The organism is Bradyrhizobium sp. 521_C7_N1_3 (assembly GCF_052075975.1).
GTDB classification, from domain to species: domain Bacteria; phylum Pseudomonadota; class Alphaproteobacteria; order Rhizobiales; family Xanthobacteraceae; genus Bradyrhizobium; species Bradyrhizobium japonicum.
Genome location: NZ_CP197232.1, coordinates 1,050,069 through 1,069,971, shown reverse-complemented (window position 1 = coordinate 1,069,971; position 19,903 = coordinate 1,050,069). Strand labels below are relative to the sequence as shown.

Genomic DNA, 19,903 nt, shown 5'->3' with positions numbered 1-19,903 from the left:
AGGGGTACGCGACCCGGATTAACATCGTATTCCCCGCGACGAACGCAGTCGAATTAATCCAGGTCCCTGATAGGCCACCCCTGACGGCCTCACACGCAAGTCCGGTATTTCACAGTCTTTGCGGCTTTTTATAGCAGACATCGCGGCCTCTCCCCAGCGGGGGAGAGGCGAAAGTTCTGGCTCACCGAGCCAATGTGACGCTAGAACCGGCCGCCGCCGCGCACCAGCCGCACCACCAGGAGCAGGATGATGGCGCCGATGGCGGAATAGATGATCTCGGACACGAGCCCGGTGCCGAGGCGGATGCCCAGTTTTGGAAACAAGAGGCTCGCCACCAGCGCGCCGGCGATGCCGATCACGATGTCGCCAATGATGCCGAACCCGGCGCCCCGCACGATCTTTCCGGCCAGCCAGCCGGCGACCAGGCCGACAAACAGGATGACGAGCAGGCCTTCGTTCGAAATGTACATAAATGAGGTCCCTCTCCCAGGAATGCCCGGCATGGAACGGGAACCGCGATGAACGGGGTCTGAATGCTGTTCCCCGCGGCCGAATTGCGGCTGCCGAGACAAGAATGTCGAAAACAACCTCATGCACAGTAGGGGTGCAGTTCGCCGGTGGTGCGAGGTGAACTGTGACAAGTCGGTGTTGTCGTAGAGGGATTCTGAAGACGTGCGCGGAGCTCTTCACCTCTCCCCGCCTGCGGGGAGCGGTCGGATCGCCCTTGCGATCCGGGTGAGGGGGTACAGGTCCCTCGACTATCTCATCCGCGGAGAGAGGCCCCTCACCCCAGCCCTGCGAGGGAGCCCACCGGTTACGACGCCGCCACCGGCTCGGCCAGCACGCATCTCGCCTCCCTACCCGGCCCTACCTCGACATTCGCAGGCAGCTGCTCCAAGCATCGCGACTCGGCGAGCTTGCAGCGGGGGGCGAAGGAGCAGTTATTCGGCTTGTCGGCCAGCGAGGGCGGGGTGCCGGGGATTGTCTCCAGCCGGGCGCCACGCTTGGCGCCGTGGATGGTGGAGGCGAGCAGGCCCTTGGCGTAGGGGTGAACCGGCGTGCGGACGATGTCGCGGAGCGTGCCCTGCTCCACGATCTGGCCGGCATACATCACCGCGACGCGGTCGCAGATCTCGATCGCAACGCCGATGTCGTGGGTGACGAAGATGACGGACATGCCGAGCTCGCGCTGCAGCTCGCGCAGCAACAGCAGGATCTGGATCTGCACGGTGGCATCGAGCGCGGTGGTCGGCTCATCCGCGAGCAGGATCTTGGGACGGCAGGCGAGCGCCAGGGCAATCATCGCGCGCTGGCGCATGCCGCCGGACATCTCGTGCGGATAGGCATCGAGCCTGCGCTTTGCGGAGGGAATGCGCACCACCTCGAGCATTTCGAGCGCCCTCGCCCGCCCTTCCGCAAAGCTCTTGCCTTCGTGGCGCACGACGCTTTCGGCGATCTGCGCGCCGATGGTGTAGACCGGATCGAGCGCGAGCGCGGGCTCCTGAAAGATCATCGACACGGTCTGGCCGCGGAACGACGACAGCTCCTCGTCGTTCATGGCGAGCACGTCGCGACCCATCACATTGATCTTGCCCGTGATCTGCGTGCGCTTCTTCGGCAGCAGCCGCATCAGCGCACGCAGGGTCACGCTCTTGCCGGAACCGGACTCGCCGAGCAGGCCCAGCACCTCGCCGTCACCGAGCGAGAGACTGAGATCGTTCACGGCATAGACCGTGCGCTCCCCTGTGAAGCGGATGTTGAGGCCTGAGATGTCGACGAGCTTTGTCATGACGGCAGTTTCGGCAACCTATCGTGATAGTCGGTGACGCGCTGGAAGGCGGCGCCGATGGTGAGCAAGGTCGCTTCATCGAAGGAGCGGCCGATCAGTTGCATGCCGACCGGCAGGCCGCTTTTGGTGAAGCCGGACGGTACGGTGAGCGACGGCAGGCCGAGAAAATTCACCGGGCGGGTGAACAGCGTCAGCCGCTGCACCATGGCCGGCGCGTTCGGACCGCCGCCGACGTCGCTCTCCTCGATCGTCGGCGCCGGCACCGGCGAGGCCGGCGCGATGATCGCGTCAACGCCAGCCGTGGCTGCATTATGCGCGGCAAGTGCGGGGCCACGCCAGCGCATGGCTTCGAGATAAGTGATGGCGGGAACGGCGAGACCGTTCTGAAGCCGCATCAGAACCTGCGGGCCATAGTCCTGCGGACGCTCGATCATCCAGCGCTTGTGGAAGGCGGCCGCTTCGGCCGCGAGCACGAGCTGGCTTGCCGCAGACAATTGCCGCTGGTCCGGCAGCTCGACTGTGACGATATCGGCGCCCTCGCGCTTGAGCACCGCGATGGTCTCGTCCAGCACGCGCGCGACCTCGCTGTCGAGATCGTCGACATAGAAGGACGCGGGCACGCCGATTTTCAGGCCCTTGAGCGACCCCTTGGTGGCGCCGACATAGTCGGACAGCGGCTCATGACTGGTGGTCGAATCCGCGGGATCGGGACCAGCCATCAGCGCCAGCAGCAGCGCACAATCTTCGGCGGTGCGGGCGAGCGGTCCGACGGTATCGAGCGATTGCGACAGCGGCATCGCGCCGGCGCGGCTGACGCGGCCGACGGTGGTCTTCAGCCCGGTGACGCCGCAAAAATGCGCGGGCATGCGGATCGAACCGCCGGTGTCGGAGCCGAGCGCCGCGAACGTCAGGCGCGCCGCGACCGACGAGCCGGAGCCGGAGGACGAGCCGCCGGTGATGTGCGCGACGTTCCAGGGATTGCGCACCGGACCGTAATGCGCGTTGTGGCCGGTCGGGCCATAGGCGAATTCGGCCAGATGCAGCGTGCCGAGGCGAACCTGCCCGGCATCCTTCAGCCGCTGCAAGGCCGTCGACGTGACGTTCGGCACGAAATCGCGGCGGATCAGCGAGCCGCAGGTCGAGACGTAGCCTGCGTCGTAATACATGTCCTTGTGCGCGAGCGGCACGCCGTGCAGCGGTCCGCGGACATTGCCCTTGGCGAGCTCGGCATCGGCGGCCGCGGCGGCCTTCAACGCGGACTCGGCTTCAACCGACATGAAGGCATTGAGATGCGGCTGCCACTGCGCGATGCGGTGCAGCAGCGCGCGCGTCACTTCATGCGAGGACACCTGCTTCATCGCGATCGCGCGCGCGACCTCGGTGAGCGTCATCAATGCAGGCTCACGGCTCATTTCGACACCTTCTGCGTCTGCGCGATCGGATAGAGCGCGGGCTCGAGATCGAACGGCAGCGTGCCGGCGATGGCTTCAAAACCTTCGAAGGCGGGCCCGATGGAGTTGGAGATGCGCGTTGCGATCTCGTCATCGACAGGAACGCCCGCGACTTGCGCGATCGGCTTGATCTCTTTCGGTGTCGGTCTTGTCATGCTGTTTCCTCTGCGGGCGCGCGGCTATGGCCTGACCCCGGAATCGCCATGTAGCACGCGGCCTCGTGGCCCATTCTATCGACAGCGGTGAGCTTTGGTGCTGCATTTGCGCAGAGCGGCTCCGCAAACGCGCAGCGGGTGTGGAAGCGGCAACCCGGGGGCGGATCGATCGGATTGGGCGGATCGCCTGATATCGGCGGTTTTTCGGTGCGACGATCCGGGTCCGACGACGGCATCGCGGCAAGCAGCGCGCGCGTATAGGGATGCGCAGGGTTGTCCCAGACCTGGTCGACCGGACCGAGCTCGACCACCTCGCCGAGATACATCACCAGCACGCGGTCCGAGATGTAGCGGACCACGTTGAGGTCGTGGCTGATGAAGAGATAGGTCAGGCCGAACTCGCGCTTGAGGTCGGCGAGCAAATTGAGCACCTGTGCCTCGACGGACTTGTCGAGCGCCGAAACGGCTTCGTCCAAAATCACCAGTCGCGGCGACAGCGCCAGCGCACGCGCAATGTTGACGCGCTGGCGCTGGCCGCCGGAGATCTCGTGCGGATAGCGGTTGGCGAAGTTTTCCGGCCGCAAGCCGACTTTGCCGAGCAGCTCGCGGGCCAGCGCCCGGGCCGTTCCATCCGCCATGCCGTGCACTTTCGGGCCGAACGCGATCGACTCCTCGATCGTCAGACGCGGATTGAGCGAGGCGTAGGAGTCCTGGAACACCATCTGCATGCCGCGACGCAGCTCGCGCAAGGACAGCGACTGGCCGACGGTCATGCCGTCATAGATGATGTCGCCGGTATCGCGCGGCATCAGATGCATCAGCAGCCGCGCGGTGGTCGACTTACCGCAGCCGGATTCGCCGACGATGCCGACAGTCTCACCCTTCGCGACCGAGAAGGAGACGTTGTCGACCGCGCGCACGGTGCGTTTGGCGGCGAACAATCCGCCGCGAACAGGAAAATGCTTGGTCAGGCCGTTGACCTGGAGCAGCGGCTGCGCGACGCCGCCGACGTCCTCGACCGGCTCGAGCATTTCGACGGATGTGTTGGTCTCGCTCATGGCCTAGTTCCTGATGTCCATGGCGCTACGCAGGCCGTCCGAGAGCAGGTTGAAGCAGATCGAGACCGCGAAGATCATCGCGCCCGGCAATGCTGCGACCCAGGGATTGACGTAGATCGCGGTGCGGAGCGTGTTCAGCATCAGGCCCCATTCCGGCTCCGGCGGTTTTGTGCCGAGGCCGAGGAAGGAGAGACCTGCGGCGAGGATCATCGAGACCGAAATGAGACTGGTGGCATAGACGAAGATCGCACCCAAGACGTTGCCGAGGATGTGCACCCGCATGATGGTGAAGGGCCCCGCGCCGGAGGCGCGCGCGGCCTCGACGAAATCCATGTTGCGCACGCCGGTGGTGACGCTTTCGGCAACGCGGGTGATCTGCGGCACGAATACGACCGTCAACGACACGATGGAATTGAGGATGCCGGCACCGAGCGCGCCGGAGATCGCGATCGCCAGCAGCACGGAAGGGAACGCGTAGAACACGTCGATCGTGCGCATGATCGCGGTGTTGAGCTTGCCGCCGACATAGCCGGCGACGAGGCCGAGCGAGGTGCCGATGCAGAAGGCGAGGATCACGGGCAGGATGCCGATGACCAGCGACAGCCGGCCGCCATAGATCAGCCGCGCCAGCATGTCGCGACCGAGCTCGTCGGTGCCGAGCGGATAGCCTGCTGTGCCGATGTGGCGGAGGCGGCGGATCATCGAACCCTTGTAGGGATCTTCAAGGCCGAGCCATGGCGCGAGCACCGCGGACAGGAAGATCAGCAGCAGCACCAAGGCGCAGGCCATGCTGACCTTGTCGCGGGCGATGCGGCGGCCGACGGTCGCCCAATAGCCGCGCGCCTTGGTCGCGGGCGCGGCCTGGAGCGCGGCATCGGCGGTGGCTGACAACGGAAGCTCGCTCATCGGCTAGCCCCGCTTGATGCGCGGGTCGATCGCGGCTTGCGCGATGTCGACCAGCAGATTGAGGAAGACGAAGAACAGCGCCAGGATCAGGATCGTGCCCTGCAGCAGCGGCAGGTCGCGCTGGAAGATCGCCGAGTTGAGCAGGAAGCCCGAGCCCGGCCAGGAGAACACGGTCTCGATCAGGATCGAGCCGCCAAGCATATAGCCGAGCTGAAGCCCCATCACCGCGAGCGCCGTGGGCGCGGCATTCTTGATGACGTGGCGAAACACGCCGGTTTCGTGCAGGCCTTTTGCACGCAGCGCCTCGACGAAATCCTGCGAGAGGATGTCGCCGGTCAGCGCGCGCACGGTGCGGGTCACGATACCCATCGGGATCACCGAGGTCGTGATCGCCGGCAGCACCAGATATTTCAGGTGCGCCCAGTCCCAGGCCCAGGAGTTGGAGCCGTTCGGGCCGGCACCAACCGCGGGCAACCAGTTCAGCTGCACCGAGAAGATGATGACGAGCACCATGCCGAGCCAGTAATGCGGCACGGAGACGCCGGCGATGGCGAAGGAGGTCGCGACCTTGTCGATCCAGGTCTCGCGGAAATAGCCGGCGATCAGGCCGAGCAGGATGCCCATCGTGAAGCCGATGATGGCGGCCGCAATCGCGAGCGTGACGGTGTTGCTGACCGCGCGCATGACCTCAGCGAGCACCGGGCGCCCCGTCGCGATGGAATTGCCGAGATCGCCGTGAAGGGCACGCAGCAGCCAAAGCCCGAACTGCACCGGCAGCGGACGATCGAAGCCGTAGGCGGCGCGGAGCTGTGCCGCGAGCTCCTGCGAGGCGTCGGCCGGCAGCACGGCGACCAGCGGATCGCCCGGCGTGATGTGCACGAGCAGAAAGCACACCAGCGCCACGCTGATGACGATCGGAATGACATAGACGATGCGGCGAGCGATATAGGCGAGCACTGGTCTTCTTTCTTCCTTCCCCCCTTGCGGGAGAAGGTGGCGCGCGATCAGCGCGCCGGATGAGGGGTATCTATCCGCAGATACAGCGTTATCGAATGAGAGAGAGGGTCGCTCGCGGAGAGAGACCCCTCACCCGGCTTCGCTGCCGCGAAGCCACCCTCTCCCACAAGGGGAGAGGGTGCACTGAGCGTGTGGCGCGAACTACTGCATCGACACCAGCGAGAAGTCGATGAACCAGCTCTTCGGCTGCACGACGCCGGTCACCTTCGGGCTGATGGCGCGGGGGCCGACGTCGTGAGCGACGTAGAGGAAGGCGGCGTCGTCGACGGAGGCCGCGTGCAGCTCGGCGAGCGCGGCGTCGCGCGCGGCGGGATCGAAGGTCTGGCGCGCCTTCTTCACGAGATCGTCGAACTTGGGGTTGTTGATGAAACCCCAATTGTTCGAGACAGGCGGCGCCATGCCCGATTGCAGAAAGCGCACCAGCGCGAAGAACGGGTCCATCGCCGCATAGGTGACGTTGGTCGCGTTCGAGCCGTTGGCGCTGGGGTCCTTGGCGCCGCGGCGCCAGTTGGTGAACAGCGTGTTCCACTCGATGACGTCGAGCTTCACGTCGAAATAGCACTCGGCGAGCGCCTGCTGGAGATACTCGTTCATCGGCAGCGGCTGCATCTGGCCGGAGCCCGACGCCGAGGTCTGGATCTTCACCGTCAGCTTCTTGTTCGGGCCGAAGCCGGCCTCCTGCATCAGCTTTTGCGCAGCCGCCTTGTCATACTTGATCTGGAAGGTCGGACTGCCGCGCCAGGGATGGCCGGGCTCGAACGTGCCGCTCGCCGGCACCATGAGCCCTGCGAGCAGTCCGTCCTTGAGGCCGTCACGGTCGACGCAGAGGTTGGCCGCCTTGCGGACGCGGATGTCGTTCCAGGGCGAGCCCTCGACGCGCGAGAACTGCCACGGCCAGACATGCGGCTGCTCGTTGGCGTAGAGCTTGAAGCCGCGCTGCTTGAGCTCGGGCAGCGCGTCCGGCGCCGGCGCCTCGACCCAATCGACCTGCCCCGAGAGCAGCGCCGCGGTGCGCGCGTTCGCCTCCGGCATCGGCAAGAGCACCATCCTGTCGACCTTGGGCACGCGATCCTTGTTCCAGTAGCTTGCGTTCTTCACCAGTTCGAGCCGCTCGCGCGGGGTGAAGCTCGCCATCTTCCACGGGCCGGTGCCCGCGGCGTCCTTGGCGAACGCGGTCCACGCAGCCTGCGACTTCGCCTTGGCGTCGGCGCCTTCCGCCTTGTCGTAGAAATGCTGCCACTTCGCCGGGCTCGCCATGAACAAATTGGTGAGGTTGATCGGCAGAAAGCTGTCGGGCTCCTTGGTGGTGAGCTCGACCGTCATGTCGTCGATCTTCTTCGCGGAGGCCAGCGTCGGCATGCGCGACGCGGTGACGCCGACCTGGCTGGCGTCGAACTGCGGCGCATCCTGCTTCAGCACCTTCTCGACGTTCCACACCACGGCATCGGCATTGAACGGCGAGCCGTCATGGAAGGTGACGCCGGGGCGCAGCTTGAAGACCCATTTGGTCTTGTCGGCATCGTCGACCTTCCACTCGGTCGCAAGGCCGGGGATGACCACGCTCGCCTTGTCAGCCGAGGACAGGTCCCAGCCCGTGAGCGCGTCGTACATGGTGAGGCCGGTGAAGCGGTTGCCTTCAAAACCCTGATCGGGCTGGCCCAATGTGCGCGGAATATCGGCAGCGGTCATGCCGATCCGCAGCACGGTGTCGGCACTGGCCGCGCGCGGCCACGCGGCCGCCGTTGTCAGAGCCAGCGCCGCGATCAGCGCCGCGCGTGTCGTAGTCTTCATAAGCATCGCCTCAGTCCTTTTCCCGCTTTCGATGATTAATTTTGATGCAATCGTATGCAATGGCTATGCCAAGGAGAAACTTATTCTGCGAATTGCCCCTGCGGCGACAAGTCCTTGTGATCGCGCGGAGGTGCGCGCCCTGCTCTGCCTATTCTGGCATCAAGATTGCAGGTTTGGCCCTGAAATCTCCTGGGAGTTTTGGGCCATGCGTATCCGACTATCGACCTGCCTCGCCGTGCTTGCGCTGGCGTTTTCCGCGATCACAGCACGTGCCGAAACGGTGGTGCGCTACGGCATCTCGATGGCGGACATCCCGCTGACGACGGGCCAGCCCGATCGCGGCGCCGGCGCCTATCAGTTCACGGCGTACACGATCTACGATCCGCTGGTCGCCTGGGAGATGGACGTCGCCGACCGCCCCGGCAAGCTGGTGCCCGGGCTCGCCACCGAATGGAAGGTGGATGACGCCGACAAGACCAAATGGCGGTTTACGTTGCGCAAGGGCGTGAAGTTTCACGACGGCAGCGAGTTCAATGCCGACGCGGTGATCTGGAATCTGGACAAGGTGCTCAATGACAAGGCGCCGCAATTCGACAAGCGGCAGAGCGCGCAGGTCAAGACCCGCCTGCCCTCGGTCGCGAGCTACGCCAAGATCGACGATTTCACGGTGGAGATCACGACCAAGACGGTCGATTCCTTCTTTCCCTATCAGATGCTGTGGTTCCTGGTCTCGAGCCCGGCGCAGTACGAGAAGCTCGGCAAGGATTGGGACAAGTTCGCGAGCCAGCCCTCCGGCACCGGTCCGTTCAAATTGACCAAGCTCGTGCCGCGCGAGCTCGCCGAGCTCACGAAGAATCCGGACTACTGGAACAAGAAGCGCATTCCGAAGGCCGACAAGATCGTGCTGGTGCCGATGCCGGAAGCGCTGACGCGCACCAATGCGCTGCTCGCAGGCCAGGTGGACCTGATCGAGACGCCGGCGCCGGATGCCGTGCCGCAGCTGAAGGCGGCCGGCATGAAGATCGTCGACAACGTCACGCCGCATGTCTGGAACTATCACCTCAGCGTGCTGCCGGGCTCGCCCTGGACCGACATCCGCCTGCGCAAGGCGCTGAACCTTGCGATCGATCGCGAGGCGGTGGTGGGCCTGATGAACGGTCTGGCAAAGCCCGCCAAGGGCCAGGTCGACCCGTCGAGCCCGTGGTTCGGCAAACCGAGCTTCGAGCTGAAATATGATCTGGCCGCGGCCAAGAAACTGGTCGAAGAGGCCGGCTACTCCAAGGCAAAACCGCTGAAGGCCACCTTCATCATCGCCCAGGGCGGCACCGGCCAGATGCTGTCGCTGCCGATGAACGAATTCCTGCAGCAGAGCTTCAAGGAGATCGGCATCGACATCGACTTCAAGGTGGTCGAGCTCGAGACATTATATACGCATTGGCGCAAGGGCGCGGCCGACGAGATGAATGCCGGCATCACCGCCAACAACATCGCCTATGTCACCTCGGACCCGCTCTACGCCATCGTCCGCTTCTTCGCCTCCGACCAGATCGCGCCGGTCGGCGTCAACTGGGGCGGCTACAAGAACCCGAAGGTCGACGCGCTGATCAGCGAGGCCAAGCAGACGTTCGACACCGCCAAGCAGGACGATCTGATCGCGCAGGCGCACGCGCTGATCGTCGACGATGCCGTGCTGGTCTGGGTCGTCCACGACACCAACCCGCATGCGCTGTCGCCGAAGATCAAACAGTTCGTGCAGGCGCAGCACTGGTTCCAGGATCTGACGACGATCGGGACGGAGTGAGGGGCGGCAACCGCCGGTGCCGTAGGGTGGGCAAAGCGGAAGCGTGCCCACCACCTTAGGCCGACGCGAGGAGATATGGTGGGCACGGCGCTTGCGCGCCTTTGCCCACCCTACGGGAGTTGATGTTTGGCGCAGGCTGGCGCGTCGAACTCAACCGTCGTCCCGGGCAAGCGCAGCGCAGACCCGGGACCCATAACCACAGGGAGGTGTTTGGCGAAGACCCGGAGTTATCAGGTCGCGCCGCAACCGCTCCCTGTGGTTATGGGTCCCCGCATACGCGGGGACGACAGCGTGTATGTGGCACCAGCTATGCCCTCTCACTCACACCGCTACTTCGTCAGCAGCGCATACGCCCCGGTCCATCCCTCCGCCGGCGGATTGATCTGGAATTCCTTGATGCGCGCCTCGTACAGCTTGAACAGCTTTTCCAGCGTGTCGGCGTCCTCGCTGCGGCGGCCGCGCTCGATCGCATTCAGCGCGCCCTGCCAGTCGCGGCCGCGGTAGCAGCCCAGCATCTCGATGGTGACGTTGCGCAGGCGCTGGAAGGCACCCGAATGCATCACGTCCTCGCGGCCGGCGATGGCGTAGATCACCTCGGGCTCGGTCTTGCCCTTGACCATGATGAAGTCGAGCTCGAGGATCGCGAACTTGTCCTTGGCGGCGAGCGCGGTCCTGGAGCCGACGATGATCGGGAAACCGTATTCCTTCGACTGTCCCTCCAGGCGCGAGGCGAGGTTCACGCTGTCGCCGAGCACCGAATAGTTCTTCTTCAGGTCGGAGCCCATGTTGCCGACGACGCCGATGCCGGTGTTGAGGCCGATGCCGACATTGAGCGGGATGTAGACGTGACCGCCGTCGGCGGCCTCCCGCTCGCGCTCCTTGTTGACGGCGTCGATCTGCTCCAGCATCTGGATCGCGGCCTCGCAGGCGTTGACCTCGTGATCGGCATCGTCGAGCGGCGCGTTCCAGAACGCCATGATGGCGTCGCCCATGTACTTGTCGATGTAGCCCTTCTGATCGATGATGACGTCGGTCAGCGGCGTCAGGAAGCGGTTCATCAGCGCGATCAGGCCTTGCGGATCCTGCTTGTAGCTCTCCGAGATCGTGGTGAAGCCGCGCACGTCGGAGAACATGATCGTCATCTCGCGCTCCTCGCCGCCGAGCACGAGCTTTTCGGGCGACTGCGCGAGCTGCTCGACCAGGACGGGCGACATGTATTGCGCGAACATGCCGCGGATCTGCACGCGCTGACGCTGCTCGCGCACGAAGCTGGCGAAGATCAATGTCAGATAGATCGCGGTGGTCGAGAGCAGCGGATAGGTGAAGTCGATGAGGTAGCGGTACTGCGCGTAGTAGAACCAGGACACACCGACCAGGATGGCGGCAAACATCGCGCCCGCGAGCACCAGACGGACAGGGCCGAGATTCGGCGTGAAGATGATGACGAGCAGGCCGATCACGAGCGCGGCGATCAGCTCGACGCCGAGCGCATAGTTCGGCTGCGAGATCACCGCGCGGCTGAGCACGCTCTCCAGCACCTGGGCGTGAATCTCGACGCCGGGCATGGTCGAGGACACCGGCGTGGTCTTGATGTCGTTTAGTCCGACGGCCGAGGTGCCGACCAGGATCAGCTTGCCGGCGATCTTGGCGGGCGGCACGGTGTTGTCGAGCACGTCGGCGGCCGAGATGTAGATCGAGGGGTCCTGGCGGGCATAATGCACCCAGAGCTGGCCGTTCTTGTCGGTCGGAATCTCCACGCCCTTGAGGCGCACGGCCCTGATGCCGGTCTTGTCGGTCCGGACCAGCAGCGTCGGCGTATTCGTGACGACGCGCAGGATCTCGAGGCTGAGCGAGGGCATGATGTTGCCCTGGGCGCGCATGATCAACGGCACGCGGCGGATCAGGCCGTCGCGCTCGGTCTTGATCGAGAACAGGCCCCGGCCGGCGGCGACCTTCTCGATGACGGGCACGTTGCGCAGCAGGCCCGGAAATTCGAACAGGAAGCGTTCGGCGCCCTCCTCCCCGACCGTCGCCACGCCGGTGAAGGGAAGCGTCTTGTCGATCTCGGACGAAATGGCCGGCTGACCTGTTTCGCCCAGCACCACCTGCGAGCGCTTGATCGCTTCCGAGAGGATCTGGTCATTGGTCGGCAGCTCGCGCAGCTTGGCGCGGGTGGCGTCGTCGAGAGAGCGCATCTGGCCCGCGACGAGATCCGGGTTGAGCCGGTCGGCCTCGGAAAACACCATGTCGAAGCCGATCGTCACCGCGCCGAGATTGGTGAGGTTGACGATCAGGTCGGCGATCCGCGTGCGCGGCCACGGCCACTGGCCGAGCTTGGCGAGGCTCTTGTCGTCGATGTCAATGATGGTGACCGGCCGCGCCGCCTTGTGGCGCGGATCGATCAGCTGGAACATGTCGAAGGTGCGCAGCCGCAATTCCTGGATCGGCGGTGGATCCCAGACGCGAAAGCCCGCAAAGACGACCAGCAGCGCAAGGCACATCAGCCGCGCGAAGCCTAGCTTCCGCGCAAACCACCGCCGCAGGATCTTCAGACGTTTCATTTTGGTCGGACTTCCTGACCTGCATTGCGCCCGGCGCACCGATCATGGAGCGTCCGCGGGCGATTGGCTATTCCCCGGCGGTTGAGGATTATGGATTTTTTACCGCGGTCAAGCTGCGAGCCGGCCGCCAGGAGGCCCGGGCGGCGATCAGGTGATGTGGAAGATGAAATCGCTGGCCTTCAGATTTTGCGCGATTACGTTCTTCAGCAGGATCGTCTCGTGGTTGTCCAGCGTGATCAGGGCGTCGCCCGATTGCGGAGCGATATTGACGTCGTCCAGCGAGCTGATGCCGCCGAATTGCCGCAGGTCGATCTTGTCGAGGCCGACCTCGAAATCGTCGACGCTGTGCTGGACCGCGGACTGCGACGACGTCGGCGCGAACACGAACTGGTCCTTGGCGCCGCCGCCGATAAGCGTGTCGCTCGACTCGGTGGCGAAGATCACGTCCTTGCCGTCGGTGCCCTCCAGGCGGATGCCCTGGCTGTTGGCGCTCTCGACGAAGATGAAGTTCACGGTGTCGGAATGGCCGGTCGAGTCGGCAACGGTCACCGTGATCTTGTCCGTCGCGGGCGGCTGCGGATACTGCTCGGTGCTGGCGCCTGTCGGGTCGTAGGTGATGCCGGCACCTTCTGCGAGGCCGGTGTTGATCTGCTCGAGCGAGCCCGTCGTCGTATATACACTGACGCTGCTGGTATCCGGATGCAAGGTCGACACCGTGACGGTGAAGATGTCCGTCGCCGCGCCTGAATCGGTATCGGTGACCACCAGATCGGTGATGATATCGTTGCTGTTCTCGCGGATGTGCTCGACGTGGAAGCTCTCGGTATTGATGACCGGGCCGATGGCAGGCGTCACGCTCGTGCCGATGGTGGTGATGTCGTGCGAGATCGACGTGGTGCCGCCGGTGCCCGTCGCGGTGAGATCGATCGTCGCCGTCGAGCCAGCGGTGGTGATGGCGCCTGTATAGGTGTCGTCGAGGGCGTGGACGCCCAGCGCGCCAGGCTCGCCGCTGAATCCGTCGGCAGGCACGAAACGGATCAGCGTAGCGGAGCTCAGCACGAGCGCATTCGCATCACCGACCGAGTCGACATCGACCCAGCAGCCGCCAACCTTGTACTGCCAGACGCCCTGGTCGGCGGTCGCGGCGTCCGACGTCACCGCGATGGCCTTGAAGGTCGCGCCAGTGTCGACGTCATGGAACTTGTTCGTGAAGAGATCGCGGATCTTGCTGCCAGCCGGATCGCTGTCGTTGCCGGCGACGGCGGCCAGCGTCGCGCTGTCCAGCGTCGGCGCGTCGTTCTTGCCGGTGATCGTGATGGTGACGTCGGTCGTGGCGGTCTCGCCCCGGCCATCATCGAGCGTGATGGTGGACACGACCTTCGCCGTCTGGTCCTGGCCGAGGAAATCGAGCGCGTTGTCGGCGATCGAGTAGTGCCAGGTGACGGTACCGTTGTTCTTGCCGGTCAGCTGATACGTCAGCGCGTTCTTCAACGCGGCGGTCTCGTCGGCCGTGAGCGACGCGGTGAGGTCGGTGGCGCCGTCGAGCCAGGTCACGTCCTGGTCGACCTTCGTCACCGTCGGCCGGTCGGTCAGGTCGATGTCCTTGAAGTCGATCGAGCCGGTCGCGGCCGGCGACGGGTCGAGCGTCGAGGACCCGGTGGTATCGGGCTGCTCGGAGAAGCTTGCGGTCAGCTGCGCCGCATCCGTGGTGGTGAATGTCGGCGCATCGTCGTCCGCATGGATCGTGATCAGCGTGTGGCCGGTGCCGTCATCGCTGCCGGCGAAATGCGCGTGGCTGTAGTCGGCGCCGGTCAGCTTCAGGCTGATGCTCTGGCCGTCGTCACCGGTGACCGTCAGCACACCGCCGGTCGCAGGATCGGCATTGGCGACATAGACGGCGCTGGTGTCGGACCCGTACTTGATGGTGGACAGGTCGATCGTGTCGGTCGCGGACAGCGCCGCGATCGATCCGCCAAACGTCGACGTATCAATCTGAAGATGGGCGCCGTCGCCGGCGAGCGTGATCGTCTGCGAAACCGTACCCTCGAGCGTCAACAGCGCGCCGGCATCGACGGTGACCGACCCGGTGCCCGACAGCGAGCCGAACAGCGTCAGGTCCCCGCCATGGACCTCGATGGTTCCGGTATTGGTGATGGTGCCCGAGATCGACGCCGTGCCCCAGCTATCGATGGTCGCATAATTTTCGATGCTCAGCCCGGCCCCGGAAATGGAGGCCCCGTGCAGATTGATGTCGCCGTGGTTGACGATCGAGGACGCATCGCCGAACACGCCGCTGCCGGCGACCGTCCAGGTGCCGCCTGCATTGTTATTGAATGTGGCGGTGGCGACCGAGATGTTGCCGTTGATGTGGCCGGTGTTGTTGATCGTGATCTCGCCGCCAGTCTCGACGATCGCATAGGTCGATGAGGTCACGTTCGCGGCGACTGGCCCGATGGTGCCGGAATTGTCGATCGTCGCAACGCCGGTGCCGTTCTCCTGGATGGAGATCGCAGCGACGCCATCGGCGCCGACCACGGAGCCGGCGTTGGTGATGTGCGTCGAGCCGGCCGCGCCCGCATCGTCCTGGTCGACATTGATGCCGAACGAGGTCGTGCCGGTGATGTGCCCGTTGTTGGTGACGGTGACTGCGCCGTTGCCATGGGAGACGATGTCGAGACCGACCGCGCCGGAAACGCCGCCGCCGATCGTCGCCGTGATATCGCCTGCGCCGTTCGCGCCGTCATGCAGCACGATGCCGTTGCCGGTCTGGCCGGTGATGTCGCCTGACGTCGTCAGCGAGATGTCGCCGATGCCGTTCTGAGTGACGACGATGCCGTTGGTCGCGCCGGTCAGCGTACCGCTCGGGGTCAGTACGATGTTGCCGCGATTGCCGATCGTCCCGCCCGAAGCGGTGAAGTCGAGCGCGTCGCCCTTGCCCGAATTGATGTCGGCATCGCCGGTGACCGTGAAGGTGCCGCCGGTCGTCGCCTGACCGGTGATGGTGCCGGTAAAGGCATGGCTCGTCTTGTCGATCTCGAGCGTATTGGTGCCGCCGGCGAAGGTGACGGTCTGCGCGTCTGCACCACCGAGCTCCAGCGTCGTGTTATCGTCGATGATCAGCGTGCCCGCGCCGGTGACGCCGCCGGACAGGTTGAGCGTGCCGCTCTGGACTTCGATGGTGCCGGTGTTGGTGACGTCGCCCGTGATCGTGTTGAGGCCGGCGACGCTGTAGAGATTGCCGGCATTGGTCACGCTGCCGCCATTGATCGAAACGTCGGTCAGATAGAGTTTTGACGCGCCGTCGACCGAGATGATGCCGCCGGCGTTGGCGACGGTGGCGGCCGTGAGCTTCAGCGTGGCGCCGGTCACTGCCTCGATCAGACCGTGATTGGTGATGGCGTGGAGGATGCCGGGATCGATCGTCAGCGTGCCGCTGGTGACGGAGATCGTGCCGGTGTTGTCGACGTCGGCGTTGTCGATGGCGCTCGCGCCGGTCGATTCCAGCGTGCCGGCGATGGTGAGCGTGCCGCCGGCCAGGCTCGCACCGTTCAACGTCAGCTTCTTGCCCGCATCGACATTGACGGTGCCGTGATTGACGATCGCGGTGCCCGAAACGGTCGCGTCGTCGAGCGTCAGCGTGACGTCGCTCTCGACCGTGAGGGCGCTGATGCTGACCGTAGCCCCGTTGTCGATCTTGCTGGCGCCGGTGACGTCGATCGCGCCGGCGCCCTTGATGGCGCCGCCGCTGATCGTGGCATAGTCCAGCGTCAGCGCGGCACTGCCGTCGACGATGACGTCGCCGCTCGAATTGTCGACGGTCGAGCCCTGATCGATCGTGAGCGCGCCGTTGGCGAGCACTTCGATGATGCCGGCATTTATGACGGTCTCATCGCTGAGCGCATTGCGCGCACCGCTCACCTTGAAGACGGCGTTGTTGTTCAGAATGCCGCCGCTCAGGACGGCATCGCCGATCAGATCGATCTCGCCGTTGTTGGTAATCGTGCCTGCGCCGCGAATGCCGGCGTTGAGGACGGGGCCCCCCTCGTCATCACCGCCGATGGTGCCGATCACCTCACCAGCTCCGTCGATGGTCGCATTGCTGACGATCAGCTTGCCGCTGGCATCGACCGTGATCTGGCCGTCATTGATAACGCTGGAGCCCTGATGGATCGTCAGCCAACCGTTGGCCAGCACCTCGATCACACCGGCCGCGGTGTTGGACACGGTCTCGTGGGCGAACTCGACCGTACCCTTGACGTTGACGGTGCCGGAATTGTTCAGCGTGCCGTTCTCGATCAGGCTGATGCCGTCGAGCTCCAGCGTACCTAAAATGCTGACGGTGCCGCCATCGACCGTCGCGGTATCGACGATCAGCGTCGAGCCGGCATCGGCCTTCAGCAAGCCGCCGGCATTGTGGATCGTGGCGAGCGTCTTCAGCGTGCCGCCGGACAGCTCGATCGTGCCGGAATTGGTGATCGTGGTGCCGCTGGCGAAATCGCCGCCGCCCGCGAGCGTCAGATAGCCGGCATTGGTGAGCACGCTCGTACCCAGAATCTCGGCCTTGCCGCCGACCGACATCGTTCCGGTCGCGGCGGTCGGGAGGATCGAATCGGCGCCCATGTTGAGCGCACCTGATATCGTCAGCGAGCTCTGCACGATCACCTTCGGCGGCGGGCCACCGAAATCGTTCATCGTCAGCGACTTGGCGTAGGCCGCGGTGTCGATCGTCACCGGATAGGACGGCGTCAGGCCGTGCAGCTGATCGGTGATGACGATGACGTCGTCATTGATGGTCGGGACCGTACCGGTTGCCCAGTTCGCCGCGTCCTTCCAGAAGCCGCCAGAGGGAGCCCCGGCCTTGTCGGTTGCGATCCACACCACCGCGGGCGCGTCGGTGCCGGTGATGGTGACGGTGATGGTCTGCTGCGAGGTCGCGCCTTGCGAATCCGTCAGCGTCACGGTGTAGACCAGCGTCAGCACCTCACCCTTCGGGATGAAGTCGGCGAGATAGACCGGCAGATCGGCCAGCGACCAGTTGATGGTGCCGGTGCCGTCCCCGGTGCTGTCGGCGCCCGCCGCGATCGCGACCGACATCGCGCTCTGGAACGCAGCGAGCGGGCCCGGCGGAACGGTGCCATCAGGCAGGGTCGCGCTGGTCAGCGCCACCGACACCGTATGCTTGTCGGTGAGATCGACGTCGTTGAAGCTCAGCGTGCCCGTCGTCGGCACATCGCTGATGAGCGGTCCGCCCGGCACGCTGGTGCCGCCTTCGAAGGTAATGGTCGGAACGCTGGTCGTGATCACCGGCTTGTCGTTGGTGCCGGTGATCGTGATGGTGATCGGGATGACGGTGGTCTCGGGGCTGACCGCGAAATTGTTGTCGACGCGGACCATGTAGGTCAGCGTCAGCGTTTCGCCGGCCGCGAGGAAGTCGAAGACGTGGTCGGGGACCGTGTAGGTCCAGACCGCCGAGCCGTTGTTGTTGTTGCCAGCATCGGCGACGACGCTGATCTGGATCTGCGTCGCCGCGATATCCTGCTTCTGGAGCGCGGAGAGCGCGCTGGTGACGTCCTGGCCGGCACTCTTGTAGACGTAGTTCGGCGCTTCGGCGAGGCTTATGCTCACCGTCGGCCGATCGCCCAGGTTCTGGTCGACGAAGGTGATGCGGCCGGAGATCGTGTCGGAATGCGTCGCGTCGCCGGTCGTGTCCGCGCGCTCGGTCAGCGCGAACGCCGTCTTCACATTGCCGTTGAGATCGAGGCTCTGAGACAGAGGCTTGCCGGGGTAACGGTTGAAAGGCGCCGTGTGATCGCCGGACCCCTGCGATCCCTGCTGACTGAGGTTGACGAAGAACGCGGTCGCGACGTAGCCGGCCGGCGTCTTGATCACCAGGCCGTCGCTGGTCTGCGTGATCGTGTCGGTGAAGTTCGTGGTCAGCTTGGTGTTGGTGTTGTTGTCGGTGAACTTCAGCGTGAACACGTCCGTGATCAGCTTCTGCACGTCCGGCGACAGCAGCCCGTTGGTGATCGAGACATTGCCACCGCTAATCTGGATCATCTGGCCGGCCTGGTTGACCGTCGCGATCGGCAGCAGCGTGACCTTGTCGAACAGGATGTAGGAGCCCGTCGTGCCGTTCGGCTCGACCAGCACCTGGAAGCTCGCCTGCGGCTGCGGATCGCCGCCGCCGGCGGGAACGACGAAGTTGATCTGGGTCAGCACCGCCGTGCCGCGGATGCCCATGGTGGCGACCGGCGTGTCGATCTTCATGTCGCCGTGCTTGGCGGTCTCGCCGGCGACGAAAGTGATGGTGCCCGCGACCAGACTCAGCAGCGAGGAATTGCTCGACCCGTTGGGGTCGTAGACCATCTCGTTCAGCACCATCCGCGCATTGGAGGACAGGCCGAACACGGTGCCGTCGATGAAGGTGATGCCGAGCGTCGAATCCGCACCGGTCGAGACCACATCGCCCTTCTCGACATTGTCGCCGTTGTTCAGGGTGACCGAGACGCCGTTGCGGATCGCGGTCGCGCTGCCGGAGAGTTTCGTGACGTGGCCGATGACCTGCGCGGCGGCGATGCCGGGCGCGGCCTGCGCATATTGCACATGGCCGGTGAGCGCGTTGACGACGTCGCCGGTGAGGTGGGCGCCATCGGGCGAGGCGATCGCTGCGCGCTTGTCGCCCTTGAAATAATCGTGAACGACGAACTCATGCCCCTCGTGGGACAGCACGAGGTCGAGACCTGCGCGCTTGAACTCGCCATTGAAGATCAGGTTGGCATCGGGAACAACGAACGTACCGTCGGGCACGTGACCGTGCGGCTTCGCGATAAAAGGCTTGGCGACAAAAGTCTTGGCCGCAAAGGAATCGACATAAGCGTCCGCGGCCGAGCGGGAACCCTCGCCATCAAGGGGAATCGTGGCGTCAAATTTGCCAGCGTAATTCAACCGGGCACCGCGAAAAGGGTTAAAATCTAAGTAAGTAACGACCGCCTAAGCTTGGATAGCATTACCAAGTCCTTAGCGAAACCATCAATTGCTTGTGTGATTCGCATCACTTGGCTGGAGGAGTCCCCCAATATCGGCGCATTCACAGAGAAGCCAAAGTAATTCTTGAAATATTCCGAGGTCGGTTTTCGGCTTCTTTTCACGCATTTCCAGTCATCCAAAGTAATCAGTCGTCTAAGTCGAACGACGGATACTTGTGTCATCTTTTGTTCGTAGTGCCCCGCAGCATCCTGCGGCAAATACGGGGCAGAATCTGTGACCCAACTAACAGAACCCGTGAAATAGCGGGCTGTTAGCCATAAGCGGTAGAATCAGCCCTCCCGCAACTTCGGCCTGCAATTGGTTCCATTTCGCGGCGACGGAGCCGGT

At 64.5% G+C, this 19,903-nt stretch carries 11 protein-coding genes; 1 reads left to right on the top strand and 10 read right to left on the bottom strand.

The window, feature by feature from the left end; genetic code table 11:
• Positions 1-200: 200 nt before the first annotated feature.
• From AB7008_RS04925 to AB7008_RS04890, 8 genes are all read right to left on the bottom strand, one after another.
• Positions 201-470, bottom strand: a complete 270-nt coding sequence (locus AB7008_RS04925; protein ID WP_441258537.1) for a GlsB/YeaQ/YmgE family stress response membrane protein — start codon at positions 468-470, stop codon at positions 201-203.
• Positions 471-814: 344 nt separating this feature from the next.
• Entirely contained in the window at positions 815-1,789 is a 975-nt protein-coding gene (locus tag AB7008_RS04920; protein WP_441258536.1) for an ABC transporter ATP-binding protein, read from the bottom strand.
• Positions 1,786-3,201 (bottom strand): amidase, encoded by a 1,416-nt coding sequence (locus AB7008_RS04915; protein ID WP_441258535.1) that lies wholly within the window; start codon positions 3,199-3,201, stop codon positions 1,786-1,788. The genes AB7008_RS04920 and AB7008_RS04915 overlap by 4 nt, the downstream gene beginning before the upstream one ends.
• Positions 3,198-3,395, bottom strand: a complete 198-nt coding sequence (locus tag AB7008_RS04910) for a hypothetical protein (protein WP_038933647.1) — start codon at positions 3,393-3,395, stop codon at positions 3,198-3,200. Before AB7008_RS04910 ends, AB7008_RS04915 begins: the two co-directional genes overlap by 4 nt.
• Entirely contained in the window at positions 3,392-4,453 is a 1,062-nt protein-coding gene (locus AB7008_RS04905; RefSeq protein WP_441258534.1) for an ABC transporter ATP-binding protein, read from the bottom strand. Before AB7008_RS04905 ends, AB7008_RS04910 begins: the two co-directional genes overlap by 4 nt.
• A gap of 3 nt (positions 4,454-4,456) precedes the next feature.
• A complete protein-coding gene (locus AB7008_RS04900; protein WP_014498429.1) occupies positions 4,457-5,359 on the bottom strand; it encodes an ABC transporter permease in 903 nt (300 codons plus the stop codon).
• 3 nt (positions 5,360-5,362) lie between these two features.
• On the bottom strand, positions 5,363-6,316 hold the full coding sequence (locus AB7008_RS04895; protein WP_014498430.1) for an ABC transporter permease: 954 nt from the start codon (positions 6,314-6,316) through the stop codon (positions 5,363-5,365).
• 201 nt (positions 6,317-6,517) lie between these two features.
• Positions 6,518-8,173, bottom strand: a complete 1,656-nt coding sequence (locus tag AB7008_RS04890) for an ABC transporter substrate-binding protein (RefSeq protein ID WP_441258533.1) — start codon at positions 8,171-8,173, stop codon at positions 6,518-6,520.
• 199 nt (positions 8,174-8,372) lie between these two features.
• Here AB7008_RS04890 and AB7008_RS04885 point away from each other — a divergent pair, with 199 nt between their 5' ends.
• Complete coding sequence (locus AB7008_RS04885) at positions 8,373-9,968, top strand: ABC transporter substrate-binding protein (protein WP_248881283.1); 1,596 nt, start codon at positions 8,373-8,375, stop codon at positions 9,966-9,968.
• A 329-nt stretch (positions 9,969-10,297) separates the two neighbouring features.
• Here the strand turns inward: AB7008_RS04885 and AB7008_RS04880 are convergent, their stop codons facing one another.
• Together AB7008_RS04880 and AB7008_RS04875 are read right to left on the bottom strand one after the other, a co-directional pair.
• Positions 10,298-12,529, bottom strand: coding sequence for a CHASE2 domain-containing protein (locus AB7008_RS04880; RefSeq protein ID WP_304492643.1), 2,232 nt, complete (start codon positions 12,527-12,529; stop codon positions 10,298-10,300).
• Between the two features lie 147 nt (positions 12,530-12,676).
• Positions 12,677-19,474 (bottom strand): FecR domain-containing protein, encoded by a 6,798-nt coding sequence (locus AB7008_RS04875; RefSeq protein WP_441258532.1) that lies wholly within the window; start codon positions 19,472-19,474, stop codon positions 12,677-12,679.
• Positions 19,475-19,903 lie beyond the last annotated feature (429 nt).

Excerpts from the sequence above, each read along its gene's own strand:
- AB7008_RS04925 (WP_441258537.1), bottom strand. The coding sequence starts at position 470 with ATGTACATTTCGAACGAAGGCCTGCTCGTCATCCTGTTTGTCGGCCTG.
- AB7008_RS04920 (WP_441258536.1), bottom strand. The coding sequence starts at position 1,789 with ATGACAAAGCTCGTCGACATCTCAGGCCTCAACATCCGCTTCACAGGG.
- AB7008_RS04915 (WP_441258535.1), bottom strand. The coding sequence starts at position 3,201 with ATGAGCCGTGAGCCTGCATTGATGACGCTCACCGAGGTCGCGCGCGCG.
- AB7008_RS04910 (WP_038933647.1), bottom strand. The coding sequence starts at position 3,395 with ATGACAAGACCGACACCGAAAGAGATCAAGCCGATCGCGCAAGTCGCG.
- AB7008_RS04905 (WP_441258534.1), bottom strand. The coding sequence starts at position 4,453 with ATGAGCGAGACCAACACATCCGTCGAAATGCTCGAGCCGGTCGAGGAC.
- AB7008_RS04900 (WP_014498429.1), bottom strand. The coding sequence starts at position 5,359 with ATGAGCGAGCTTCCGTTGTCAGCCACCGCCGATGCCGCGCTCCAGGCC.
- AB7008_RS04890 (WP_441258533.1), bottom strand. The coding sequence starts at position 8,173 with ATGCTTATGAAGACTACGACACGCGCGGCGCTGATCGCGGCGCTGGCT.
- AB7008_RS04885 (WP_248881283.1), top strand. The coding sequence starts at position 8,373 with ATGCGTATCCGACTATCGACCTGCCTCGCCGTGCTTGCGCTGGCGTTT.
- AB7008_RS04880 (WP_304492643.1), bottom strand. The coding sequence starts at position 12,529 with ATGAAACGTCTGAAGATCCTGCGGCGGTGGTTTGCGCGGAAGCTAGGC.